29 protein-coding genes and 1 tRNA gene are annotated in these 22,935 nt (G+C 67.1%); 16 read left to right on the plus strand and 14 right to left on the minus strand.

All coding sequences use genetic code 11. The features are described 5' to 3' along the window. Positions 1-31: 31 nt before the first annotated feature. From ABZ345_RS19530 to ABZ345_RS19545, 4 genes are read right to left on the minus strand one after another with little or no spacing between them, the layout of a single operon-like run. The gene (locus tag ABZ345_RS19530; RefSeq protein ID WP_359850191.1) at positions 32-817 is read right to left on the minus strand and encodes a class I SAM-dependent methyltransferase; all 786 of its coding nucleotides are present in this window, start codon (positions 815-817) and stop codon (positions 32-34) included. Further along, the gene (locus ABZ345_RS19535) at positions 817-1,974 is read right to left on the minus strand and encodes a GNAT family N-acetyltransferase (RefSeq protein WP_359850194.1); all 1,158 of its coding nucleotides are present in this window, start codon (positions 1,972-1,974) and stop codon (positions 817-819) included. The genes ABZ345_RS19530 and ABZ345_RS19535 overlap by 1 nt, the downstream gene beginning before the upstream one ends. A 10-nt stretch (positions 1,975-1,984) precedes the next feature. Further along, on the minus strand, positions 1,985-2,806 hold the full coding sequence (locus tag ABZ345_RS19540) for a 3-hydroxyacyl-CoA dehydrogenase family protein (RefSeq protein ID WP_359850197.1): 822 nt from the start codon (positions 2,804-2,806) through the stop codon (positions 1,985-1,987). Next, entirely contained in the window at positions 2,803-3,120 is a 318-nt protein-coding gene (locus ABZ345_RS19545) for an EthD family reductase (RefSeq protein WP_359850200.1), read from the minus strand. The genes ABZ345_RS19540 and ABZ345_RS19545 overlap by 4 nt, the downstream gene beginning before the upstream one ends. 74 nt (positions 3,121-3,194) lie before the next feature. Here ABZ345_RS19545 and ABZ345_RS19550 point away from each other — a divergent pair, with 74 nt between their 5' ends. Next, the gene (locus tag ABZ345_RS19550; RefSeq protein WP_359850203.1) at positions 3,195-3,839 is read left to right on the plus strand and encodes a histidine phosphatase family protein; all 645 of its coding nucleotides are present in this window, start codon (positions 3,195-3,197) and stop codon (positions 3,837-3,839) included. Here the strand turns inward: ABZ345_RS19550 and rpmF are convergent. From rpmF to ABZ345_RS19565, 3 genes are read right to left on the minus strand one after another with little or no spacing between them, the layout of a single operon-like run. Continuing rightward, on the minus strand, positions 3,836-3,997 hold the full coding sequence (rpmF, locus tag ABZ345_RS19555; RefSeq protein ID WP_045311875.1) for a 50S ribosomal protein L32: 162 nt from the start codon (positions 3,995-3,997) through the stop codon (positions 3,836-3,838). The two genes, ABZ345_RS19550 and rpmF, sit on opposite strands and share 4 nt — an antisense overlap. Beyond that, on the minus strand, positions 3,997-4,248 hold the full coding sequence (locus tag ABZ345_RS19560) for a type B 50S ribosomal protein L31 (protein ID WP_359850206.1): 252 nt from the start codon (positions 4,246-4,248) through the stop codon (positions 3,997-3,999). Before ABZ345_RS19560 ends, rpmF begins: the two co-directional genes overlap by 1 nt. After that, positions 4,245-5,129 carry a GTP-binding protein gene (locus ABZ345_RS19565; RefSeq protein WP_359850209.1) on the minus strand — a complete coding sequence of 295 codons (885 nt, stop codon included), beginning with the start codon at positions 5,127-5,129 and terminating at the stop codon, positions 4,245-4,247. The genes ABZ345_RS19560 and ABZ345_RS19565 overlap by 4 nt, the downstream gene beginning before the upstream one ends. Positions 5,130-5,167: 38 nt before the next feature. On the opposite strand from ABZ345_RS19565, the gene rpmB reads away from it, so the two are divergent. From rpmB to rpsR, 4 genes are read left to right on the plus strand one after another with little or no spacing between them, the layout of a single operon-like run. Then, positions 5,168-5,410 carry a 50S ribosomal protein L28 gene (rpmB, locus tag ABZ345_RS19570; RefSeq protein WP_359850212.1) on the plus strand — a complete coding sequence of 81 codons (243 nt, stop codon included), beginning with the start codon at positions 5,168-5,170 and terminating at the stop codon, positions 5,408-5,410. After that, positions 5,410-5,577 (plus strand): 50S ribosomal protein L33, encoded by a 168-nt coding sequence (gene rpmG, locus ABZ345_RS19575; RefSeq protein ID WP_359850215.1) that lies wholly within the window; start codon positions 5,410-5,412, stop codon positions 5,575-5,577. The genes rpmB and rpmG overlap by 1 nt, the downstream gene beginning before the upstream one ends. Beyond that, on the plus strand, positions 5,577-5,870 hold the full coding sequence (rpsN, locus tag ABZ345_RS19580; protein ID WP_359850218.1) for a 30S ribosomal protein S14: 294 nt from the start codon (positions 5,577-5,579) through the stop codon (positions 5,868-5,870). The genes rpmG and rpsN overlap by 1 nt, the downstream gene beginning before the upstream one ends. Next, the gene (gene rpsR, locus ABZ345_RS19585; RefSeq protein WP_359850221.1) at positions 5,870-6,100 is read left to right on the plus strand and encodes a 30S ribosomal protein S18; all 231 of its coding nucleotides are present in this window, start codon (positions 5,870-5,872) and stop codon (positions 6,098-6,100) included. The genes rpsN and rpsR overlap by 1 nt, the downstream gene beginning before the upstream one ends. On the opposite strand, the gene ABZ345_RS19590 is transcribed toward rpsR, so the two are convergent. Beyond that, entirely contained in the window at positions 6,048-6,404 is a 357-nt protein-coding gene (locus ABZ345_RS19590) for a hypothetical protein (RefSeq protein ID WP_359850224.1), read from the minus strand. The two genes, rpsR and ABZ345_RS19590, sit on opposite strands and share 53 nt — an antisense overlap. 84 nt (positions 6,405-6,488) lie before the next feature. On the opposite strand from ABZ345_RS19590, the gene bluB reads away from it, so the two are divergent. Then, a complete protein-coding gene (bluB, locus tag ABZ345_RS19595; RefSeq protein ID WP_359850226.1) occupies positions 6,489-7,121 on the plus strand; it encodes a 5,6-dimethylbenzimidazole synthase in 633 nt (210 codons plus the stop codon). A gap of 44 nt (positions 7,122-7,165) precedes the next feature. Beyond that, a complete protein-coding gene (locus ABZ345_RS19600) occupies positions 7,166-8,665 on the plus strand; it encodes a diguanylate cyclase (RefSeq protein WP_359850229.1) in 1,500 nt (499 codons plus the stop codon). Here ABZ345_RS19600 and ABZ345_RS19605 read toward each other — a convergent pair. Next, positions 8,662-9,309, minus strand: a complete 648-nt coding sequence (locus tag ABZ345_RS19605; protein WP_045311865.1) for a response regulator transcription factor — start codon at positions 9,307-9,309, stop codon at positions 8,662-8,664. The two genes, ABZ345_RS19600 and ABZ345_RS19605, sit on opposite strands and share 4 nt — an antisense overlap. A 447-nt stretch (positions 9,310-9,756) precedes the next feature. Here ABZ345_RS19605 and ABZ345_RS19610 point away from each other — a divergent pair, with 447 nt between their 5' ends. Then, the gene (locus ABZ345_RS19610; RefSeq protein WP_359850233.1) at positions 9,757-12,954 is read left to right on the plus strand and encodes a penicillin acylase family protein; all 3,198 of its coding nucleotides are present in this window, start codon (positions 9,757-9,759) and stop codon (positions 12,952-12,954) included. 46 nt (positions 12,955-13,000) lie between these two features. Here the strand turns inward: ABZ345_RS19610 and ABZ345_RS19615 are convergent, their stop codons facing one another. The 3 genes from ABZ345_RS19615 to ABZ345_RS19625 are packed head-to-tail and all read right to left on the minus strand — an operon-like array spanning position 13,001 to position 15,004. After that, a complete protein-coding gene (locus tag ABZ345_RS19615) occupies positions 13,001-13,411 on the minus strand; it encodes a hypothetical protein (protein ID WP_359850236.1) in 411 nt (136 codons plus the stop codon). Further along, a complete protein-coding gene (locus ABZ345_RS19620) occupies positions 13,408-14,142 on the minus strand; it encodes an FkbM family methyltransferase (protein WP_359850239.1) in 735 nt (244 codons plus the stop codon). Before ABZ345_RS19620 ends, ABZ345_RS19615 begins: the two co-directional genes overlap by 4 nt. Before the next feature lie 10 nt (positions 14,143-14,152). Next, positions 14,153-15,004, minus strand: a complete 852-nt coding sequence (locus ABZ345_RS19625; protein WP_359850242.1) for a hypothetical protein — start codon at positions 15,002-15,004, stop codon at positions 14,153-14,155. A 218-nt stretch (positions 15,005-15,222) separates the two neighbouring features. Here ABZ345_RS19625 and ABZ345_RS19630 point away from each other — a divergent pair. The 3 genes from ABZ345_RS19630 (at position 15,223) to ABZ345_RS19640 (ending at position 16,856) form a co-directional block, all read left to right on the plus strand. Beyond that, positions 15,223-15,298, plus strand: a tRNA-Arg gene (locus ABZ345_RS19630). 302 nt (positions 15,299-15,600) lie between these two features. Beyond that, positions 15,601-16,098, plus strand: coding sequence for a SigE family RNA polymerase sigma factor (locus ABZ345_RS19635; protein WP_359850245.1), 498 nt, complete (start codon positions 15,601-15,603; stop codon positions 16,096-16,098). Beyond that, the gene (locus tag ABZ345_RS19640) at positions 16,095-16,856 is read left to right on the plus strand and encodes a hypothetical protein (RefSeq protein WP_359850248.1); all 762 of its coding nucleotides are present in this window, start codon (positions 16,095-16,097) and stop codon (positions 16,854-16,856) included. The genes ABZ345_RS19635 and ABZ345_RS19640 overlap by 4 nt, the downstream gene beginning before the upstream one ends. A gap of 6 nt (positions 16,857-16,862) precedes the next feature. Here the strand turns inward: ABZ345_RS19640 and ABZ345_RS19645 are convergent, their stop codons facing one another. After that, on the minus strand, positions 16,863-17,333 hold the full coding sequence (locus ABZ345_RS19645; protein ID WP_359850251.1) for a hypothetical protein: 471 nt from the start codon (positions 17,331-17,333) through the stop codon (positions 16,863-16,865). Positions 17,334-17,468: 135 nt separating this feature from the next. Here ABZ345_RS19645 and ABZ345_RS19650 point away from each other — a divergent pair, with 135 nt between their 5' ends. The 4 genes from ABZ345_RS19650 to ABZ345_RS19665 are packed head-to-tail and all read left to right on the plus strand — an operon-like array spanning position 17,469 to position 21,451. Next, complete coding sequence (locus ABZ345_RS19650; protein WP_359850254.1) at positions 17,469-19,043, plus strand: metallophosphoesterase family protein; 1,575 nt, start codon at positions 17,469-17,471, stop codon at positions 19,041-19,043. Positions 19,044-19,057: 14 nt separating this feature from the next. After that, complete coding sequence (locus tag ABZ345_RS19655; RefSeq protein WP_359850257.1) at positions 19,058-20,503, plus strand: metallophosphoesterase family protein; 1,446 nt, start codon at positions 19,058-19,060, stop codon at positions 20,501-20,503. Between the two features lie 53 nt (positions 20,504-20,556). Beyond that, positions 20,557-21,114: a DUF3887 domain-containing protein gene (locus tag ABZ345_RS19660; RefSeq protein ID WP_359850260.1), complete on the plus strand. Its 558-nt coding sequence runs from the start codon at positions 20,557-20,559 to the stop codon at positions 21,112-21,114. Between the two features lie 4 nt (positions 21,115-21,118). Next, the gene (locus tag ABZ345_RS19665; protein WP_359850263.1) at positions 21,119-21,451 is read left to right on the plus strand and encodes a hypothetical protein; all 333 of its coding nucleotides are present in this window, start codon (positions 21,119-21,121) and stop codon (positions 21,449-21,451) included. Here ABZ345_RS19665 and ABZ345_RS19670 read toward each other — a convergent pair. Beyond that, on the minus strand, positions 21,448-21,924 hold the full coding sequence (locus ABZ345_RS19670; protein ID WP_359850266.1) for a GNAT family N-acetyltransferase: 477 nt from the start codon (positions 21,922-21,924) through the stop codon (positions 21,448-21,450). The genes ABZ345_RS19665 and ABZ345_RS19670 overlap by 4 nt on opposite strands. A gap of 28 nt (positions 21,925-21,952) precedes the next feature. Between ABZ345_RS19670 and ABZ345_RS19675 the strand changes: the two genes are divergently transcribed. Next, positions 21,953-22,894 (plus strand): nucleoside hydrolase, encoded by a 942-nt coding sequence (locus ABZ345_RS19675; protein WP_359850269.1) that lies wholly within the window; start codon positions 21,953-21,955, stop codon positions 22,892-22,894. Positions 22,895-22,935 lie beyond the last annotated feature (41 nt).

A 22,935-nucleotide genomic window follows, 5' to 3' on the forward strand; every position in this document is an offset into this window, starting at 1 on the left:
ATTCTTACTTGGCGCGAGCGCGTGCACGAGTTCAGACGCGCGCAACCGCCATCAAATAGCCCAATGACGGCTGGATCGCGATCGGTGAAAGTATCTGGTCGAGATACTCCCGCGCTTCTTCTCCATGCGCCGCAACAAGAGCGTCGTAGTGCGTGCGAGCGCCGGCCTGCATGCGCGGCACGGTCTTGCGCGTCTCCACGGTGAGGTCCAGCAGTTCCACCACGTGCAAGCCCGCTGCCGCCAACAACTTCGGGTAGGCGGCGAACGTGGGCAGTTCGTCGATGTCGTAGGTGCTCAGGATCGGCTGCAGCTCGTCCAGCACCCCCTGCGCGACCGGCCTGCGCTGCACGAAGTCGGACACCACGACCACACCGGACGGCTTCACCACCCGCGCCAGCTCGCGCAACACGCTGACCCGATCGCCCAAGTGCGGCAACGTCTCCACGGCCCACGCCGCGTCGAACGCGTCGGCGGAGAACGGCATCGCGTGCGGGTCGCCGTGCACGAACCGGACCTGTTCGTCCACGAACAACGCGTCCGCACGCGCGTTCGCGCGACGAACGTGGTCAGCGCACGGGGACACCGACACGATGTCGGCGTGCGAGGCCTCGGCCAAGCGGAACGCCGACGTGCCGACCCGGCGGCCCAGGTCCAGAACGCGCCAGCCGTGTCGCGCGCCGAGCTTGTCGATGTGCAGCGCGGTCATGCGTTCGGCCGCGACGCGGTTCGGGGACTCGTCCTCTTCGGACGACCAGAGCCCGAAATGCAGGTTGTGGTCCCAGATCGCGCGCATGACCTCGTGATAGACGTCGGTCATCAGAAGAAGTCCGCCAGCCGCGGGACGCCGGAGGCGCCGACCAGCTGGTCCAGCAGCACCGCATCGGCCGGGTCGCCCTCGAGCAAACCCGCGCGCCGCAACGCATGCGTGTTCTGGAACCCCGTGAACCACGGGCCGAGCGCCCGCGCGTGCAGGCGGACCGCACCGCTGCCACCGGGCTCGACGCGCACGGTGCCGTCCTCGACGACGATCCGCTGGTTGCCCGCGTGCCACGGCGCGTGCTCGTCGACGATCTCCAGGTCCACCGCGGCGTTCGCCAGGCGCGGCCAGCCACGCGCGGCCACGGCGGCGGGCAGGTCGACGACGCGCAGCATCCACGTCGAGGTCCACACCGAGTACCGCATCGGCGTCGCGCCGAGCAGGTCGAGCGTCGCCGGGTCGGTGATCCGCAGGTCGATGGCGTCGAGCGTGCCCGCCCACGACTTGAGCGACGCGAGGAGGGTCAGCTGGGCCTCGACGTCGACACCGATGAGGTCGTGCACCTTCAGACGGCCCATCTCGCCGCCGGGCTCGCGCTGGGCCGTCAGATAGCCGCGCAGACCGTTCGGGCCGGGCAGAACGCTCACCAGGTCCATCTCGAGCACCTTCTCGAGGTCGATCCTCGGCGGGCGGCGGTCGGCCATGCCGTCGATCGTCCGCGCCACCTCGAGGTAGCAGGCGTGCAGCGCGGTGAGATCGCTCTCATCGGCCGGACGCGAACGTAGCAGCTCAGTGGGCCGTGCGACGGAGAGCACCCTGTCCATCGGCAGCTCGACCCACTCGAAGAGCCCCGCGCGTTCCCAGCCACGACCCCGGTACAGGGTGGGTACGGTCGCGTAGAGCACCGAGATGGGCTGACCGTGCTCCCGCATGGTCGTCAGCGCGGTGTCGAGCAGCGCGCCCGCGACGCCTCGGCCACGCGTGGCGCCGTCGACGGCGACGCCACCGATCCCGCCCATCGGGACCGCGGCGCCGCCGTAGAACTGCCCGTACTCGCCTATGCCGAGCACCCCGGCGACCTTGCCGTCGATCTCCGCGACCAGCCCGTGCCTGCCGGGCTGGAGCAACGGCCCGGACGGCGTGGTCCCGTTGAACGCGACCTTGCGAAGCCGGAACACGTCGTCGCGGTCGTCCTCGGTGTACTCACGAATGTGCACGGACAACTATCTACCAGGAAAAGAAGCCCTGACCTGTCTTCTTTCCCAGCTCGTTCCGCGCGACCTTGTCCCGCAACAGCTGCGGCGGCTCGAACCGCGGCCCCAGCTGCGCCGCCAGGTGCTCGGCGATCGCGAGCCGGACGTCGAGTCCGACCAGGTCGGTGAGCTCCAGCGGGCCCATCGGCCAGCGGTAGCCGAGCTTCATGCCGGTGTCGATGTCGGCCGCCGAAGCGACGCCTTCCTCCAGCATGCGAATCGCTTCCACGCCAACGGCGACGCCCAGACGTGAGGTCGCGAAGCCCGGCGAGTCGCGGACCTCGATGACGGTCTTCCCCAGTTCTTCGGCCCACGTTCGCGCTTTGGACACGTTCGCGGGGTCGACGCCCTCGTGGTGCACGAGCTCGACGAGGTGCTGGACCGGGACTGGGTTGAAGAAGTGCATGCCCAGCACGCGTTCGCCCGGAAGTCCGGCGGCGATCTCCGCGATCGACAGCGACGACGTGTTGGACGCGAGGATCGCCTGCGGGCACCTCGCGGCCGCGTCGCCGAGCACCTTCTGCTTGAGCGGCACGTTCTCCGGCACGGCCTCGATCACGAGCTCGGCGTCGGCAGGCGGCTCGCCGACGGTCAGGTTCGCCATCATCTGGTCGGCCTCGTCGATCTGGATCTTGCCCTTGTCCTCGGCCTTCTGCAGCGACGCCTTGACCGCGAGAAACGCCGCGTGGGCCCGTTCGGCGTCGGCCTCGACGAGCCAGACCTCGTGCCAGCCGGTCAGCAGCAGGTGCGCGATGCCCGCACCCATCGTGCCGCCGCCGATGACGACGGCTTTCACGCCACGACCTCGGCGCTGAACATCGCGACCAGCTCCATACCGCCGATCTCGGTGAGGTTCGCGCCCGACGAGGCCCACTCCGGCGTCTGGAAGGCGGCCTTCATCGACTCGGCGGACTCGAAGTACAGCTCGGCGATCATGTAGGGCTCGGTGTCACCGAGGAACCCGGCGAGGAACACCCGCTGCACCTTGGCGACCTCGGCGCGCACGAGTCCCGGCACCGAGTCCGCGATCGGCATGTGCGTGCCGAAGTACTTCTCGTCGAAGCCCTCGGGGTCGGCGGGCTTCTTGTACAGCGCGATGTACTTGATCATGTGACGGTTTCCTCCTCGACTCGCCCAGCACTGTAACGCCCGAGCAGGGTGCCCGGCTGAGGCACGATGGAAGCGTGCGGATCATCCTGTTGCGCCACGGCCAGAGCCTCGGCAACGTCGACGAGCTCGCCTACTGCCGCATCCCCGACCACGCCCTGCCGCTGACCGACCTGGGCGAACAGCAGGCACGCGCGGCCGGAACCACGATCAAGGAGCTGGTGGGCGACGGCCAGGTGGCGGCGTACGTGTCGCCCTACAAGCGGACGCGCAGGACGTTCGAGCTGCTGGGCATCGACGCCGAGCGGATCGTCACCGAGCCTCGCGTGCGCGAGCAGGACTGGGGCAACCTGCAGGACCCCGCCGAGCAGGAGGTGCTCAAGCACCAGCGCCACGCGTTCGGGCACTTCTTCTTCCGGCTGCCCAACGGCGAGTCCGGTGCGGACGTGGACGACCGGGTGGCCGCGTTCCTGGACGGCCTGGTGGTCCGGATGCACGAGGACGAGACGCACCCCCGGACCGTGCTGGTCGTGTCGCACGGTCTGACGATCAGGTTGCTGTGCCGCAGGTTGTTCGACTGGAGCATCGAGCTGTTCGAGTCGCTGTCCAACGTGGACACCTGCGAGAACCGCGTGCTCGATCACGACGGCACGGGGTGGAAGCTGGACCGCCCCTTCGACCAGTGGCGCGACTCACCGGACGGGACGGTCCAGCATCCCTAGAGAAGGCCGCGCTTGTAAGCGGCGACCAGTCGTCGTGGCACGAGAAGTTCCTTGCCGTCCAGCGTCCTGACGCGCACGAGGTCCGGCGCGGTGGCCTTCCACTGCGACCGCCGATGCCGGGTGTTGGAGCGCGACGTCCTGCGCTTCGGGACTGCCATCAGCGCTCTCGCTTTCCGTAGCGGCGGTTGAACTTCTCGACCCGGCCCGCGGTGTCCATGACCCGCTGGGTGCCCGTCCAGAACGGGTGCGAGTCGGCGGTGATGTCGACGACCAGCAGCGGGTAGGAGTTGCCGTCCTCCCAGTCGATCGTCCTGGCCGACGTCGCGGTCGAGCGGGTCAGGAACGTCTTGCCGGTGGACGCGTCCTGGAAGACCACCGGGTGGTAGTCGGGGTGGATGCCTGACTTCATATCTCCAGCTTTCGGATCGAGTCCACGAAGGACAGTTCGTCGTCGGTGAGCAGCGCCTCGTCGAAGGCTTTGGTGATGTCGCCGGGCTCGCCGACCGTGATCGCCACGATCTGCGTCGTCCTGCCGTCGCGCGGCCCGCCCTCGCCGACGTGCAGCCCGCCGCCCGCGGACTCCAGGTGCAGCGCGAGATCCGGCTCGTCCGCGACCCACAGCCGGCCGCGCGAGCGCACCACCGTGCCGTCGAGCAACGAGTCGAGCGCCTCGCCCAGCCGTGCCGGGTGGAACGGCCGATCCGCCGTGAAAACCGCCGTCGAGACACCGCAGTCGGGCGTGAGCGGGATCATCCGCGGCCTGGTCGAGCTCCTGACCACGACCGTCTCCGGCGTGCATCGGTGCGCTCCGGGAGCCAGCCGGTCCAGCACGGCCAGCGTCCGTTCGTCCGCATCCCCTTGCAGCACCAGGACATCCGCGGCCTCGACCTGCGCGACGACGACCTGCGCGACCGTCCGCTGGTCGCTGACCATGGACGCGTCGCCCAGAGCGTCGTCCAGCCAGGTCTCCGCGTCGATCACCGTGATCACGCACTCGACGTCGACGCCGAGGTTGCGGCGCACGGCGTCCGGTTCGAGCAGCGGGTCCAGGTGCAGCACGACGGTGTGTCCGGCGAACTGCTGCAGCAGCTCCCGCAGGTCTTCCCGCACGGTGCACGACACGCAGTTGTGCAGCAGGTCGACGTCGGTCGCGATGCCGTCGACCCAGCGCCGCACGCACGTCTCGGCGGCAACGTGCCGGACCAGCACCGAACCGGGCCGGTCCCGCCACACCCGCACGGCGACGTCGTGGTCGACCAGCCCCGCCACCATAACGACAACGGTTTCCATGTTGAGGTACCGTAGTTGAAAACGAATGTCGTTTCAACATGGAGGTACCTGTGCGCTGCCAGCTGACCGGCCGTGAGCCGGGCTTCGGCAACCGCGTCTCGCACTCGCAACGCAAGACGAGGCGCCGGTGGAACCCGAACATCCAGCAGAAGCGGTACTGGGTGCCGTCGCTGAACCGGTTCGTGACGCTGACGCTGTCCACGAAGGCCATCAAGACCGTCGACAAGCTGGGCATCGAAGCAGTCGTCGCCCGGCTGAGGCACCAGGGGGTGAAGGTCTGATGGCCAAGGGCAACGACGTCCGGCCGATCATCAAGATGAGGTCGACCGCGGGCACCGGCTACACGTACGTGACCCGCAAGAACCGCCGCAACGACCCGGACCGGCTGGTGCTGCGCAAGTACGACCCGGTGGCGCGCAAGCACGTCGACTTCAAGGAGGAGCGCTGATGGCGAAGAAGTCGAAGATCGCCGCGGACCAGCGCCGCCGCGAGGTCGTGGCCAGGTACGCGGAACGGCGTGCGCAGCTCAAGGAGATGCTGCGCCACCCGGAAACCCGAGAGGAGGCGTTGCGCGGCCTGCAGAAGTTGCCGCGCGACGCGTCACCGACCCGGCTGCGGAACCGGGACGTCGTGGACGGACGACCACGTGCGTTCAACCGCAAGTTCGGGTTGTCGCGTGTGCGGTTGCGAGAGATGGCCCACCGGGGTGAGCTTCCCGGCGTCTCGAAGGCGAGCTGGTGATGCGCGAGAAGCGACCGTTGAAGCGCAGGCAGAACCTGCTCGCGAAGGAGGGCGTGACGGTCGTCGACTGGAAGGACGTCACGCTGCTGCGCAAGTTCATCTCGGACCGGGGCAAGATCCGGTCCCGCCGTGTCACCGGCCTGACGCCGCAGCAGCAGCGTCAGGTCGCCACGGCCATCAAGAACGCACGGGAGATGGCCCTGCTGCCGTACCCGTCACAAGGGCGATGACGCGGACCGCCGTGCTGGCCAGGAAGGCCAGCACGGCGAGCTGCACCAACAACGCGAGCGCCCAGGTCGTGTGTTCGTCGACCGTCAGATCGCCACGAACACCGACCAAGAAGGTCGCGTAAAGGCCCCAGCACTGCAGCGCGGCCAGGCCGGCGCCGATGATCGTCGTGCGCAGCGACACGATCACGACGACGGCGGCGAGCAGGATGAGAGCCAGCAGCGGCCAGGCACCGGTGAACGTGGTCACGCCGACTCCGCAGCCGAATCCGAGCGCGGAGCCGTAACCACCTTTCATTCTTCTCATCACGTCGGTGTATCGCCTCGGATGAGATCAGCGCCACCTCTCCAGCGTGAAGTTGGTGCTTTCGAGTGAGGCACGATCGCACGAATGAACCTGTACGAAGTAGTGCACCGACGCAGGGACACGCGCGCTGAGTTCACCGGCGAGGAAATCCCGCCCGACGTGCTGCGTCGTGTGTTGACCGCCGCTCATGCCGCTCCGAGCGTCGGGCTTTCCCAGCCGTGGGACTTCGTGCTGGTGCGCGATGAATCGATTCGGCGGGCCTTCCGGGATCACGTCCAGGCCGAGCGCACGGTCTTCACAGCTCAGCTCGATCATGAACGAGCGGAGACCTTCTCTCGTATCAAGGTCGAGGGAGTGATGGAGTCGTCGCTCGGCATCGTCGTCACCTACGACCCCGACCGGGGTTCGCCGGCGGTGCTGGGCAGGCACGCGATCGCGGACGCTGGTCTGTACTCCGTGTGTCTGGCCATCCAGAACCTGTGGCTCGCCGCGACGGAAGAGGGCCTCGGTGTCGGATGGGTGAGCTTCTACCGAGAAGATGTGCTGCGCCGCCTGCTGGACATCCCCACGAGGGTCCGTCCGGTTGCATGGCTGTGCGTTGGACCGGTTCAATCCCTGCCCGATACGCCTGATCTCGAACGTCACGGTTGGCGCAACCGACTACCCCTTGATGACGTCCTGCACCACGATCGGTACGGGGCGCGACCGTCCCGGTAGCCTGTGCAGGCCGCTCGGCGAGTCGGAACGGAGTCGATGAACGAGTGGAGCAGCGTGATCCGCTGGTAGCGGGCCAGATTCCGCGGTTGGACCGGGAGGTCCGCGCGTTGCTCAACGCTGGCCGCCTGCCGGAGGCGAACAGTCTTTTCGACGAGGTGGTCACCAAGGTGTCACCCGGAGCCGATCGCTGGGTCCGGTCGGCCGTGCTGGTGAACCGCGCCGTCATGGCGTGGCGCCTCGGCCGTATTCCTCTCGCCCTGGAATTGGCCGCCGAGGGGTGGACGGACCTCGACGCCGACCGTTCGGACAGCCCTGCCGTCGCCCAGACGATGGGCTCGCTCGGCTATCTCATGGAGGGCATCGGCAACCGGCGCGCGGCGCTCGACATGCTGCGGCTCTCGGTGCAGGTGGCTCGCCGTGCGGGCAACACCGACACGTTGGCGCACTGTCTGCAGCGCCTCGGTGGTTCGCTGAACTTCCGCGCCTGCTCTGGCCCTCCCGCGGCCGCACCGGCGATCTTCGAGGAGGCCCTGGCCTACCTCGACGAAGGCCTGGGGCTCGTCAAGGAAGAGGTCATGCGCCGCGCGTTGATGGGTGCCTACGCCCGTTCCTTGGCCGGTGTCGGTCAGTTGGAGAAGGCAGAGGAGACCGGCACCGAAACTCTGCGACTGTCGCTGGACGCGAATGACCTGTGGGGCATCTCCGTCGGCAACTGGGTGCTGGCCGTCGTCCGGCGTGAGCAGGGTGATTTCGACGAGGCGCGCACACTCGCGTCCCGTGCGGTCACGAACGCCGAACGCATCAACGACACATCACTGCTGCTGCGGTTCTCCACGGAGCTGGCGGACATCTGCCAGGCGCTGGGTGACGCGGTGGGTGAGGCCGAGGCGTTGCGGCGGTCGATGACGGCGTCGCGCACGGCCACGGAGACGTTGCAGGAAGGCCTCGGCCAGGCGCTGGAGCAGCGCCGGGTGGCCGTTCAGGCGCAACGACTCGCGGTCGCCGCCCAGGAGGCAGCGGCGCGGGACCCGTTGACGGGCCTGGCGAACCGGCTGGGGCTCGAACGCGCCGCGCAGGCGTTGCTGGAGTCGACGGCGGCACGCGGCCGGGTGCCGTGGCTGGTGCTGGTCGACGTCGACTGGTTCAAGGGTGTCAACGACGACGCGGGCCACGCGGCCGGCGACGCGGCGTTGCGCGAGATCGCGGCGTTGCTGCGGCGTGAGTGCCGGTCGGACGACCTGGTGGCGCGCTGGGCCGGTGACGAGTTCGTGGTGTTGCTGGGCGACACCGGGCCGAACATGGACGTGGGCCCGAACGTGGCCGAGCGGATCCGCGCGGCCGTCGACGGCCACGACTGGACGATGGTGCTCGGCGCGGTCCGCCGCCCGACGGTGAGCATCGGGGTCGCGGCGGGACCGGCCAAGCTGGACCAGCTGTTCGCGGCCGCGGACATGGCGCTGTACCGCGCCAAGAGGCACGGCCGGAACAGGGTCGAGGTCGAACCTTCGGTGGACGAGGTCCCGGAGATCGTCTCCGGGAACTAGGCGATCAGGCCGCCGCGGTAGGCCACCAGCGCGGCCTGCACGCGGTTGACCGCGCCGATCTTGCCGAGCACGGACGACACGTAGCCCTTCACCGTCGCCTCCGACAGGTGCAGGGTGCCGCCGATCTCCGCGTTGGACATGCCCTGGCCGATCAGCACGAGCACCTCGCGCTCGCGTTCGGACAGGCTCGCGAGGAGCCTGCGTGCCGGCTCGGCCATCCGCTCGCCGTCCGCGACGGCCGCGAGCACCCTCGCCGCCACACCGGGGTCGAGAACCGCACCACCGCGCGCGAGGTCACGCACGGCTTTGACGAGCTGTTCCGGTTCGGTGTCCTTCAACAGGAAGCCCGACGCACCGAGTCTCAAGGCTTCCGAAACGTACTCGTCGACGTCGAACGTGGTCAGGATGCAGACCCGTGGCTGGTCCGGCAGGGTCCGCAGCCTCCGCAGTGCCGCGAGCCCGTCCGAGGTGCGCATCCGGATGTCGAGCAGGACCACGTGAGGACGGTGCTGGCGCGCCAGGTCGGCCACCAGATGCCCGTCATCGCACTCAGCAACAACTTCTATGTCCCCGACGCTGCTCAGGATCATGCGCAGGCCGGAACGAACGAGATCCTCGTCGTCGGCCAGCAGAACCTTGATCACGACGCCTCCCGCATTGGCGTTCCGTGCTCCCACATGTTCGTGATCTTCGCGTACGCACGCCGAAGCTCACGTTAATTCTCAGTTATCTCATCATGTGGTAACGGTTTTTCGAGATGGCGGGCACCGTTCACAGTTACCGGAATAGCGCGCCGACTTCGCTGCGTAGGCATGCCACCAGGGCTTAGAGGGCGACATCGGGACCCTGAGTGACCAAACACGGAAATCTCACTTAGTGGAATGTCGTACCAGAAACACAGATACGGCCGGACGAATCTGATTGCGGATTTCGTTTCTGCCCATACGTGGCGTTGATGATGTCCTGAACCGATACAGGCGGCGCGGTTGGGTCACGAAAACGCGAAGGTCTTTCGCAATAGCCTTACTGGAAAGTAACCTGCGTCACAAGACACCCCTGCCCCTGCCCTGTTCGGAGAGGAGCTTCGCGCCATGCGGAGAGCCAATCCGGTGACGTCCCTGTTGGCGATTGCTGCCGTCACCGCCTCCCTCTTGATCGTTCCGTCCGCCGCCCAGGCCGACTCTCGCGAGTCCGCGTTCGCTGCCGACGACTACTGCCTCGGCCAGTGCGGCGACATCGTGCCGCCCGGCAACAACGGCAACGCGACTCTGGCCGAGATCCTCACGCACAAAGCGTTCAAGACCATGCCCGCGCACTCGAACGACCAGCTCGGCAAGTACGACGCGCTGGTCAACGGCTACAGCAGCCTCACGAACGACCAGCTCGCGAACTTCTTCAACGACGCGTCGTTCGGCGTGGCGTCGGACCAGGTCGAGAGCACGGTGAAGCCGCGCGCGGACGTGACGATCGTGCGCGACAAGAAGATCGGGATGCCGCACATCACCGGGACCACGCGGTCCGGCACGATGTTCGGCGCCGGCTTCGCGGCCGCGCAGGACCGGTTGTGGCTGATGGACCTGTTCCGCCACCTCGGCCGCGGCCAGCTCTCGGGCTTCGCCGGCGGTGCGCCGTCGAACCGGGTGCTGGAGCAGAGCTTCTACAACCAGATCCCGTACACCGAGGAAGACCTGCAGAAGCAGATCGACACCGCCGCGGCGAAGAACGGTGAGCGCGGGCGTCAGGCCGTGGCCGACGTCAACGACTACATCTCCGGGATCAACGCCTACATCACGAAGTCCGTGTCGGCGCGGAACTTCCCCGGTGAGTACGTGCTGACCGGGCACGCCGACTCGATCACGAACTGGAACGACATCCAGCCGTTCAAGTCGACGGACATGGTGGCGATCGCCTCGGTCGTCGGCGGCCTGTTCGGTGCGGGTGGTGGCGGCGAGGTGCAGTCCGCCCTCGTGAAGCTCGCCGCGCAGAACAAGTACGGCGCTGCCGTCGGTGAGCAGGTGTGGCAGGCGTTCCGGGCGCAGAACGACCCCGAGGCCGTCCTCACCCTCCACAACGGACAGTCCTTCCCGTACTCGGCCTCTCCGGCTTCGCCCCAGGGCGTGGCTCTTCCGGACGCGGGCAGCATCACGCCCGAGCGGATGAACTACGACGAGGTGGGCGGCACGGGTACTGCCGTCGCTGTCTCCGCGCCGGATGACGTGGCTAAAGCTCGCGGCATCTTCGAGGACGGTGTGCTGCCCGCCGACCTGCTGAACAAGAAGCACGGCATGTCCAACGCGCTGGCGGTGTCCGGTGCCTACACCGACTCCGGCAACCCGATCGCCGTGTGGGGTCCGCAGACCGGGTACTTCGCGCCGCAGTTGCTGATGCTGCAGGAGCTCAACGGTCCGGGCGTCCGTTCGCGCGGTGTCTCGTTCGCCGGCGTGTCGATGTACGTGCAGCTCGGCCGTGGCGTCGACTACTCGTGGAGCGCGACTTCTTCGGCGCAGGACATCATCGACACCTACGCCGTGGAGCTGTGCAACCCGGACGGTTCTGCTCCGACCAAGGCTTCGTCGTCCTACCTGTTCCACGGCTCGTGCTTGCCGATGGAACGCCTGGAGCGCAAGAACGCCTGGAAGCCGACGGTGGCAGACGGCACGGCGGCGGGCTCGTACACGTTGGTGATGTGGCGGACCAAGTACGGCCTGGTCATGAGCCGTGCGACCGTGGGCGGCAAGGTCGTGGCGTACACGGCACTGCGTTCGACGTACATGCACGAGGTCGACTCGATCATCGGCTTCCAGGAGATCAACGACCCCGGCGCCATCCGTTCGGCCACCGACTTCCAGCGGGCGGCCAACAAGATCGGGTACGCGTTCAACTGGTTCTACGCGGACTCCCGTGACGTGGCGTACTTCAACTCAGGCCTGAACCCGGTTCGGCGGTCCACAGTGGACCCGAACCTGCCAGCGTGGGGCCGTCCCGAGTACGAGTGGGTCGCCTGGGACGGCAACGAGAACGTCGCCTCCTACATGCCGTTCGAGGGGCACCCGAACTCGATCAACCAGGACTACTACGTCTCGTGGAACAACAAGCAGGCGAAGGACTTCACGTTCGGCGGCTTCGGTCACAGCGCCGTGCACCGCGGAAACCTGCTCGACGTTCGCGTCAAGGCTCTGGTCTCGTCCGGCCAGAAGGTCACGCGCGCTTCGTTGACCCGCGCCATGGCCGAGGCCGCCATCGCCGACCTCCGTGCTGAGGAGGTGCTGCCCGAACTGCTTCGCGTGCTGGAGTCGGCGCCTGTGGACGCGACGCTGGCCCCGGTCGTGCAGAAGCTGAAGGACTGGCAGCGCTCCGGCTCGTTGCGCAAAGAGACCGCGAAGGGCAGCAAGACCTACGCCAACGCCGAGGCGATCAGGATTCTTGATGCCTGGTGGCCGCTTCTGGTGCAGGCCGAGTTCAAGCCGTCGCTGGGTGACGCGTTGTACGACGCGATCGTGAGCGCCCAACAGGTGGACGAGGCCCCGTCCGACGCGCACGGTGCCGCGCCGCACAAGGGTTCCTCGTTCCAGTACGGCTGGTGGGGCTATGTGGACAAGGACCTGCGCAAGGTCCTCGGCGACCCCGTCCAGGGCGCGTTCCCGCAGACCTACTGCGGCGGCGGCACTCTCGCGGGCTGCCGCACGGCGTTGCTGAACTCGCTTTCGGCGGCCGTCGCCAGGCCCGCCAACCAGGTCTACCCAGGTGACGCCGACTGCGCCGCCGGTGACCAGTGGTGTGCCGACACGATCATCCACCGCGCGATGGGCGGCATCACCCAGGAGAAGATCCACTGGCAGAACCGCCCGACCTTCCAGCAGGTCGTGCAGTTCCCGTCCCGGCGAGGCCAGAACATCGCGAACGTGGCGTTGACCGGAACCGCTTCCGCGTCGTCCCACGAGACGGGAGCGAACAACCTCCCGCCTGCGCAGGCGCTGGACGGCAACCCGGGTTCGCGGTGGGCCAGCGACTGGAGCGACAACCAGTGGATTCAGGTCGACCTTGGCTCTGTGCAACGGATCGGTCGCGCAGTGTTGCACTGGGAGTCGGCCTACGGCAGTGGGTACCGCATCGACGTTTCCAATGACGGCACGACTTGGCGGAACGTTTTCTCCACAAGTAGTGGCGACGGAGGCGAGGATGTCGTAGCGTTTGCAGCACAGGACGCGAGATACCTCCGAATGACGGGTACCCAACGGGCCACGCGTTACGGATACTCCCTGTACGAGCTTGAGGTCTACAGCTTGTAGGCCTTCGAGATGAGGACGCCGATCCACCCCCAGGGGTCGGCGTCCTCTACTTTTCCAGGACTTTCCGGTCGATCAGCTCGACGTGGACCAGGTCCCGCGGCCGTCCGAGTTGCTTCTTGGTAGCCCGCACGACCTCCAGCCGCACGAACCTCACGCCGTGCAGGACGTCCGCGCCGTCGATGAGCTCGTCCGTCTCCCAGCCGGGAAACCAGCTGTCGAGGAACTGAAGGTTTCCCAGCGCCACCTCGAACCCTTCGGCCAGCTTGGTCGGCTTGACCTCACCGAGCTGCCGAACCCGCTCCCACGCCCCGTTGCGCGCCAGCACGTCGAGGTCCCGCGGGTCGTCGATGAGCCCGTGCGCGAACAGCACCGCACTGCCGGTGACCGCGAAGTCCTCCCCTGGCAGGTCGAGCTCACGCAGCGCGCGGAAGTACTCGTGCTCCCAGAACCCGTTCACGCCCGGAAAAGGTAGTTCCGCGCGGTCTGCCCGATCTTCTGCACAGGCACCCACCGGTTGCCCTGCCACGTGCTCATCCGGTACCCGCGCTCCGTCAGGAAGTCCGCGACGTCCTGCGCCCTATACCCGAAGCGCTCCACGTGCCGTTCCTCGATCTCCAGCAACAACGCGGGCTTGAACCGCTCGATGGTCGCCTTCCCACCCTCGAGCACTCGCAGCTCGGCCCCCTCGACATCCGCCTTGACGAAGTCGAGCCGGCCGATCCCCTGCTCCTCGACGAAGTGGTCGAGCGTGTCCGTCTTCACCACGACGTCCAAGTGCTCGTCGAACTCCTCGTTGGACCCGAGCCCCTTGGCCCCCACCGTGAGGAACGACCGCCCGGTGACAGGACTCCCGTGCCGAACCGGCACGCTCATGACCTCGCGCCCCTGCCCGTTCCCGAGCGCGACCGAGTGCCGCCTGATGTTCTGCCCCTCACGCGGCCTCAGGACGTAACTGAGGGCGGGGTGCGCGAACACCAGCGGCTCAACGCTGTGCACAGTCCCTTGTGGACCGACAAGTCGCGACAACGTGACCGTGTACAAGCCGAGCGCGGCCCCGATGTCCACGCAGACATCGCCGGGTTTGACGATCCGACGGAGCCCGATCAGCTCAGCCTCGGCATAAGGCGTCAGCCGGGCAAGCGCCTGCAACCCGGCAACCACAGCGGCACTGCGAAGTTCGGTCAACACCCGAACCACCCTAGACGTGTCCGTTGGTGTGCTGCCCGTTCGCATGCTGTTCGCCCGCGGGCAACCCGATCTGGTCAGCGAACTCAGCGGCCACCCCCGACCCCCCGAAAACGCTCAAAGCCTTGGCCAGGTGCTGCCTCAGATCCCTGCGATGCTCGTCCTCGAGCTGCGGGAGAGCCCTCTCCACACTGCTGACCAACGACTCGGCCCAGTGAGTGCTCGGCTGCTGCTGCGCGATCTTGACCAGCTCAGCGAGGTGCCCGGACAACTTCACGGCCTCCTCGACCTGGTACCCGTTGCGCTGCAACCACCAAATCGTGGCTGTCCCAACGTCCGTGAGCACCTCGTCCCGCAGGTACCGGATCTCGGCCCGCTCAACATCCCGCTCAGCCAACTTGAACGTGGAGTTCCGCAACAACTCGATGTGCTTGCGCGCCATTTCCAGATCACCCTCGTCCGTGGTGACCTTGACCTGCTCGGCCCGAGCCCACACATGCGTCCCAGGCACCTGCCGCTCAGTGGCGAGCTCGTCCCCCAACTGCACCTGCAACGCCGCATGGTGCACCAACATCGCCTTGCCGCTGATCTCCTTGGCCCGCTGCAAAACGTGATGGACAGCAGCATTCTTGGGCGAGTTGTGCCGCAACCCGGTAGCCAGATCAACCCGCCACACGATCGTGAGCCGGACCTGAAAGTCCAGCCCGTAAACCGCACTGGGCAACGGCGTCTCGAACTCCTGCTGATGACTGCTAGCCGGCGGCACGAAGGTGAAGTCCTCAGCACGCCGAGGCGCCCGCCGACGCCACCAAGCCTTGAGGGCGCCAAGCGGTCCAGGACGGAAGTCGGGCCAGGGTCTGCTCACGCCCTCTCCCTACCTGACGTTTCTGCCCCGCAGAAGGTGGCCTGCCTCACTTCCCTCCAACGGCCGCAGGCATCTCGTCTGGCCCCTCACGGTGCGTGAGCGATGGCCGGTCCTGGGCGCCGAGCGGGGCTGCTCAGGCGTAGGCGGGGGCACGGGCCAGGCCTAGGCGGGGGCGCTGGTCAACTCGGTGGCGCCACCCCGGTAGACTGCTGTCGCCAGCCCTAGTAGCTCAGGGGATAGAGCATCGGTTTCCTAAACCGTGTGTCGCAGGTTCGAATCCTGCCTGGGGCACCACCTTTCGCCGGGTGAAATCAGGGCCTGACATGCTGAAACGCTGTCAGGCCTTGATCTTTTTCGCGAGTCATCGTCAGTGGGGATCTGCCCTGTCTGCCGCCATCTACCAACCACCGCGAAACGGCTGGCGGGCAGCAGGAGCGGCCCACTAGCGGCTATGGCGGTCGGATCCACGCGGATCAAGTACGCGTTCCTGCCGGTGCGGGTGAGCTCTCACAGCAGCTGTTGAGAGACCGGATGCAACGTTAGGGGTCACTTCTCCATTAGGGGTGCGAAATCGAGGTCGAGCAGACGATCGGGAGTTGCCGGTGGAGTTCACTGAGTACGTGGCAAGGCAGCGTCCCGCGCTGATGCGGTTCGCCACGGTCCTCACCTGTCAGACGTGGCTGGCCGAGGAGTTGGTGAGCGATGTGTTGGGCCGGGCGTTCGAGCGTTGGGAACGGATCTCGGGGATGGCCGAGCCGCACGCCTACGTAAGGCGGATGGTCGTCAACGAGTACCTGTCCTGGCGTAGAAGGTTGACTCGCACGTCTCCGCGTGCCGAGGTCGAGCCGATGGTGATCTCCGACGGTGCGGACGAGCGGGCCGAGCGGGACGCGATGATCAGTCGCCTTGCCGGGCTGCCGAGGAAGCAGCGTGCGGCGGTGGTCTTGCGGTACTACGCGGGGCTGTCCGACAGGGAGATCGCCACGCAGTTGGGGTGCCGGGAACCGACTGTGCGCAGCCAGATCCATCGGGCACTCAACGCTCTGCGCATCGACCTCACCGCCAGCGCCCCCAACTTTCAGGAGACCTCATGAGTGACCTGCGCACCCTCCACGATGCCTTCGCCGAGTTGGATCGGCGCGCCGACGCTGCGGCCACGGCCCCGGTCGTGCGGCCGCGGCGGGGCGTGCGGCTGGTGCCCGTCGCGGCCACCGTCGTCGCGGTGGCGGGTCTGGTCGCGGGTGCGATGTGGCTGGTGCCGGGCGACTCCGGCACGCACACCGCCAGCCCGCCGGTCACGTCGACTGGATCATCCACGGCACGCGGGTCGGTTCCCAGTTCGCCGGATGACCTGATCGCGCGGTTCAGGGTGGTGCTCGGCGACACCGCTACGTTCGAGGTGACCCAGAAAGTGATCGTGCCCAAGGCTTCCCCGTCCAAGCAACCGGGGACGGAACCGGGCATGACAAGGCTGGACGGCCCGGACGGCAGCGCGCTTGTCGGCGGGACTCTGACCTCTGTGGACGGCGTCGGGGGCTTCAGCCTGACGATCTACTCCAGCGATTCCGGGCCCGGCATGTGGTGCCGAAATCACCAATCGGCGGACTGTGTTGTCAGCACGCTGGCCGACGGCTCCCAGTTGGCGACCGAGACCGTGCGGCCGGATCCCGGCGCGGTGTCGTACCTGGCGTGCCTCAGGCGGCCCGACGGGACGATGGTCCTCATGCACGTCAGCAACCAGGAGGACCCCATGGGCGCTGCTATCAACTCGCCGGGCGGTCGGATCTACTCGCCGCAGTCGCCGCTTACCCCCGACCAGCTGAAGGCGATCGTCACCTCGGACAAGTGGTGAAGCCCCTCAGGCGCCGGACCGCACGTGGTGGATGTAGGGCTCGTAGGCCGACAGGTCGCGGTGCGGTTCGTAGGTGCTGAGGTAGTAGTAGTCGGCCACGATGTTGGCCTGCTGCTCGGTGTTGAAGTCGGCGAACGACTTCCCGCGCAGGCCTTCCGCGCCGCCGTAGTCGTAGAGGCCCTTGACGAAGAAGCCGGCCATGGCGGTCGGCAGCAGGCTGAGGACGCTGCGGCCGTGCTGGTACTGGTAGGCGTGGGTCAGTTCGTGGACCAGCCAGCGCTCGTACCTCGCCTGGTGTTGCGGGGTGGTCAGGACGCCCTTGGGGAACGTGACGAGGCTGGGGAGGGTTCGGGCCACGCCGAAGCTGCCCAGGAGGCCTCCCTCGGCCAGGCGAAGGGCGCTCAGGTCCAGGGCGTCGCCGAAGACCTGGCGGGCTATTTCGGTCTCGCGGGACTCCAGGTTGCGGCGGAACACCATGGCGGTTCTCCTGGTCGGCGGGTACCGATGGTAAGCCCGGCCACCGGCAGAAGTGGCGGCAGAACTGTGGGCGGGAAGTCGTGTTGCCCCAACGGTCATTGACTTTCGGAAACAAGGTTTCCTAATTTCCGTGGAATGAGTGAACCTCCGCGACGCAGGTCACAGTCGAACGGTCCGCGGCTTCAGGAGTTGTACGAGGACGCCCGGCGGAGGTACTCGCGGCGCGGCATCCTCAGGGCTGGGGCGGCGGGTGGGGTGGTGCTGGCCTCGGCGCGGCTTGGGGCGGGCACTGCGGTGGCGCGGGCGCCTGAGGTGTTGTTGAAGGGCGATGGGGCGGCGCTGCGGCCGTTTGGGCGGCATTTGGCCTTTGGGGCGGATCCGACGCGGCAGGTGGTGGTGTCGTGGCAGGTGCCGGCCAACGTCCAGGCGCCGTACCTGAGGGTGGGTGTGAAGGCTGGGGAGTACGGGGAGGCGATGCGGGCTGAGACTCGGGCGCTCACCAGTGACCTGGCCTGGCAGGAGAAGGGGGCGCTGTTCACGGTTTCGCCGCACCTCGGGAAAGCCGTTACGCAGTACTACATGCATGTGCGGCTTGATGATCTGGTGCCGAACACGACGTACTACTACGTGGTTGGGCACCAAGGATTTGAGGCTACACAAGGGGAAGTGGGTCGGTTCAGCACTGCGCCGACGGGCAGCAGGGCGTTCAGCTTCACGGCCTTCGGGGATCAAGGGGTCGGGTACAACGCGCTGGCCACGAATAGCCTCATCGAGGAGCTCGGGCCGCAGTTCCACCTTGCGATGGGCGATTTGAGCTACGCGAACGACGGGGAGGGCGGGCGGCCCGAGACGGATGCGTTCGACGCGCGGAAGTGGGACTCGTTCTTCGCGCAGAACGAGATGGTGGCGGCGACCACGCCGTGGATGGTGGCGCTCGGCAACCACGAGATGGAGAGCCGGTACGACAAGCACGGGTACGGCGGGATGCGGGCTCGGTTCACGATGCCGGACAATGCGTGGGACGGGTCGACCTGCATCTACTCGTGGCGGTACTTGAACGTCGGGCTGATCAGCTTGGACGGCAACGACATCTGTTACAACAGCGACGCCAACCTCGACTACACCGAGGGCAAGCAGCAGGTGTGGTTGAAGGCTCAGCTCGAGAAGTTCCGGAAAGATCCGGGCATCGACTTCATCGTCGGTTACTGCCACCAGTGCACGTACTCGACGTCTGGCAACAACGGGTCCGAGGTCGGCGCGCAGAAGCGGTGGGCGCCGTTGTTCGACCAGTACCAGGTGGATCTGGTTCTCAACGGGCACAACCACGTCTACGAGCGGACGGATCCGATCAAGGCGGGCAAGGGCACGAAGAAGGCCGACATCCGCAGCACCGTCAACCCCGTCAAGGACGGCACGACGTACATCACGGCGGGTGGTGGTGGCGAGAGTGTCAACGGGTGGGCCGACGAGAAGATCGGCGATTCGTTCTACGGCAACGTCAAGGACGCCACGGCGACGATGCGGGTCGACCAGGAGGACGGCGAGGAGAAGCTCGTCAAGGTGTCCTGGTCGCGGGTGCGGTATCGCGGGTACGGGCTGGTTGTCGTTGACGTGACGCCGAAAACCGCGGGAGGACCTGCCCAGATGAAGGTCAGGGCGCTCACCGAGACGGGCGCGTTGATCGACGAGCTCACGATCCGGCGCGGCTGAGAGAAGGCGCAGAGATGACTGAAACCTCGCGGCGGTCGTTGTTCAAGGCGTTCCTCGCAGCACCGGCACCGGCACCGAACGAGCGGAAGAACAGGCCGCTCGGCAGGCACATCGCCTACGGCGCGGATCCGATGAAGCAGGTCGTGATCTCCTGGCAGCAGCTGGAGAAGGTCAACGGGCCGTACGTCCGGATCGCCACGAAAGCAGGCGACTTCGGCGCACCGATCAGTGCCGAAGTGCGCGTGCTCAAGAGCGAGATCGGGTGGCAGGAAGGCGACCACAGCTTTCCGCCGCACGGGCCGGACCCCATGTACCAGTACTACCTGCACGTCAAGCTCAACGACCTCAAGCCGGACACGACGTACTACTACGTTGTGGGACACCAGGACTACGCCCCGACCGAGAGCGCACAGTTCCGCACCGCGCCGGCCACGGGCGCCCGGTTCACGTTCACGGCGTTCGGCGACCAGGGGTACGGCTACAACGCGCGCAAGCTCAACAGCCTTGCCAAGGACCAGAATCCGGCGTTCCACCTCGCGCTCGGCAACCTGAGCTACGCCATCCACGGCGGCACGGCCAACGTCGAGGGCGGGCATCCCGGCACGGACAAGTACGACGCCGCGAGGTGGAACTCGCTGCTGGTCCAGAACGAGCTCGTGGCGGCGACGACACCGTGGATGATCACGCTCGGCAACCGCGAGATGGAGCAGTGGTACTCCCCCAACGGGTACGGCGGCGTGAAACAGCGCTTCACCATGCCGGACAACGCCTGGAGCGGGTCGACCGGCATCTACGCGTGGCGGTACCAGAACGTCGGACTCGTCAGCCTGGACGGCAACGACATCTGCAACCGCAACACCGCGAACCTCGACCACACCAAGGGAAAGCAGCTCACCTGGTTGTCCGGCCAGCTCGCGAAGTTCCGCAGTGACCCCGCGATCGACTTCATCGTCGTCTACCTGCACCACGCCACGTACTCGACGTCGGACGGCGGCGGGGCGGAGAGCGTCGCGCAGCAGAAGTGGGCGCCGGTGTTCGACAAGTACCAGGTCGATCTCGTGCTCAACGCGCACAACCGCGTCTACGAGCGCACCGACCCGATCAAAGCGGGCAAGGGCACCAAGAAGCCGCCGAGAAGCACGGTCAACCCCACGAAGGACGGCACCACCTACATCACCGCGGGCGCAGGTGGCCAAGCGCTCGACAGGTTCTACAAGAACGCGCCGGAGTCCTATTTGGACCACGAGGACGACACGGGCACACCGACCATGCGCTGCTACAAGAAGAACAGCGCGAGCTCCACGGACACCAAGGTCACCTGGTCACGGGTCCGCTACCGCGGGTACGGCATCACGGCGATAGACGTCAGCCCGAAGACGAACACGCCGGCCAAGATGACGATCCGCGCGCTCGACGAGAACGGAACGCTGATCGACGAGATCACCCTGCAGCGCGACTGAGCCTTGTCAAGGCGAGGTTGACACCGAGCGCTGTCAAGCCTACCTTGACAAGAGTGGACTTGGCTGGGCTGATCAGGCACAACGCCGACCTGGTCGTGCGGGCGCTGAGCAATGAAGCGCCCGCACGAGAGGCGCTGGTGGCCGCGTTGTCGCTCTCGGCACTGACCGAGGACGCCACGCGGGCTCTGGTGGTGCTGGCCCGCGACGGGGGTGCGACGTGGGCTGAGATCGGCGATCTGCTGCACGTGAGCCGCCAGGCCGCGCAGCAACGCTTCGGGGGTGCGGAGATGACCGAGTCCACTGTGGCCGGTGTCAAACAGGCTCAGCAGGTGGTGGCCCACCTGGACAACGGCGAGTTCGCGGCCGTGCACGCCATGTTCGACCCGCTGATGAGCTCGAAGCTCTCGAGCGACGAGCTCGCAGCGGTGTGGCGGCAACTCGTCAGCAACCTCGGCGAGCTCCGAAACACGGGCCCCGGCACGCCGGCGAAGAAGGGCGGGTACACGATCGTCGACGTGCCGCTCACGTTCGCCGAAGCGGAGATGAAGGCCCGCGTCACCTTCAACACCGACGGCTCGATCGGCGGGCTGTTCATCCTCGGTCTGGAGTGATCCGATGCAGAGCTCCACGAACTACGACGACGGGCTCATCGCCTGCCAGGACGTCGAACTGGTGATCCGGCGCTACTACTTCCCGTTCGGGCTGGCGAAGCGGGTGCGCTACAACAGGATCCGCTCGGTGCGGCGATACCCGCTCACCGCGATGACCGGCAAGTACCGCATGTGGGGCAGCGGAAACCTGACCCAGTGGTTCAACCTGGACGTCCGCCGTCATCGCAAGTCGGTGGGCCTCGTGCTCGACCTCGGCGGACGGATGCAGCCGGTGATCACCCCGAAGGACGCCGACCAGTTCCTCGCGGTGCTGGCCGCTCACGGTGTGAGCAGCTAGCTCACACTGCGGCGATAACGGATCTCCTGCACGACCGCGGAGCCGAACTCCTCCTCGCGCTTCGTGCCGTCCACGACGAAACCGAGCCGCTCGTAGAAGCGCCGGGCCCGCGGGTTGTCCTCCAGCACCCAGACGACCGTGTCCGGTGCGTCGCCGAGTGCGGCCAGCGCCAGCGGCTCGGCCAGACCGCTTCCCCACGCGGACGGCAGGAAGTAGATCGCGTACAGCTCGAAGGCCCCCTCGACCTCGCGGGCCGGGCCTACGCAGGCAAAGCCGACGATCTCGTCGCCGTCCAGCGCCACCCACACGCCGCCGCGGGGGATGGCTCGTTCCCACATCGACTCGCGATCCGCGACGGACAGGTTGTCGAGCATCTCGTCCGGCATCTTGCCTCGGTAGGCGGCCTGCCACGACCGCACGTGCACCAGGGCGACGGCAGGCGCGTCGGAGACAACGGCGAGACGGACTGTCATGAGATCCCCCAGTGGCATGATCGGATGCATGCGGATCATCGTCGACGCGGACCCCGGCATTGATGATGCCCTTGCTTTGTACTACCTGCGGGCGCAGCAGGACACCGAAATAGTCGCCATCGGCACGGTGCACGGGAACGTCCCGGTCGAGCAGGCCACCGCCAACGCCCTCAGGCTCACCGAACGGCTCGGAATCGGGGCGCCCGTGGCCAAAGGCGCCGCCAGGCCTCTCGCGCAGCCGCTCATGACCGCGGAGGACGTGCACGGGCAGGACGGGCTCGGCGGCCACGCGGGAGACGACCCCACCACGACGCACACCGGGGAAAGCGCGGCCGAGCAGCTCGCGCGCCTGGCGAGGGCGAACCCGGGAGAGTTGAACCTGCTCGCGATCGGGCCGCTCACCAACGTCGCGCTGGCGCTGCAGATCGAGCCACGCCTGCCCCAGCTCCTCGGCAAGGTCGTGGTCATGGGTGGCGCGCTCAACGTGCCGGGCAACATCACGAGCTACGCCGAGGCCAACTTCTGGCACGACCCGGAGGCCGCGGACCTGGTCCTGCAGGCAGGCTTCGAGGACCTCACGATCGTCGGCCTCGACGTCACCATGGCGAGCCACGCACCGGGCGAGTGGCTCGACGCTCTGCCGCAGACCTGCTACGCCAGGCAGATCCTCGGCTTCTACGCCGACTTCTACGGCAGCTTCCTCGGCAAGACCGGCTTCGTCCCGCACGACCCGCTCGCGGCTGCGATCATGCTCCAGCCGGACCTGGCCACCTACGTCCACGACCGGTTCGCGATCGAGCTGACCGGCCGCTACACCCGTGGCGCGCTCGTCGCCGACCAGCGGTTCCTGGCCGAGGGGAGCCCGTTCGGCCGGGACATCGCGACCGAGCGCACGAAGGCCAAGTACGCCGTCACCGCCGAGAACGAGATCTTTCTCGACCAGCTGAAGCACGCTGTGACACAACCATGACGAACCACCGACGGGATCCGGACAAACAACCGGGACCGTCG

This window comes from Lentzea sp. NPDC005914 (assembly GCF_040629405.1).
Classification (GTDB): Bacteria; Actinomycetota; Actinomycetes; order Mycobacteriales; family Pseudonocardiaceae; genus Lentzea.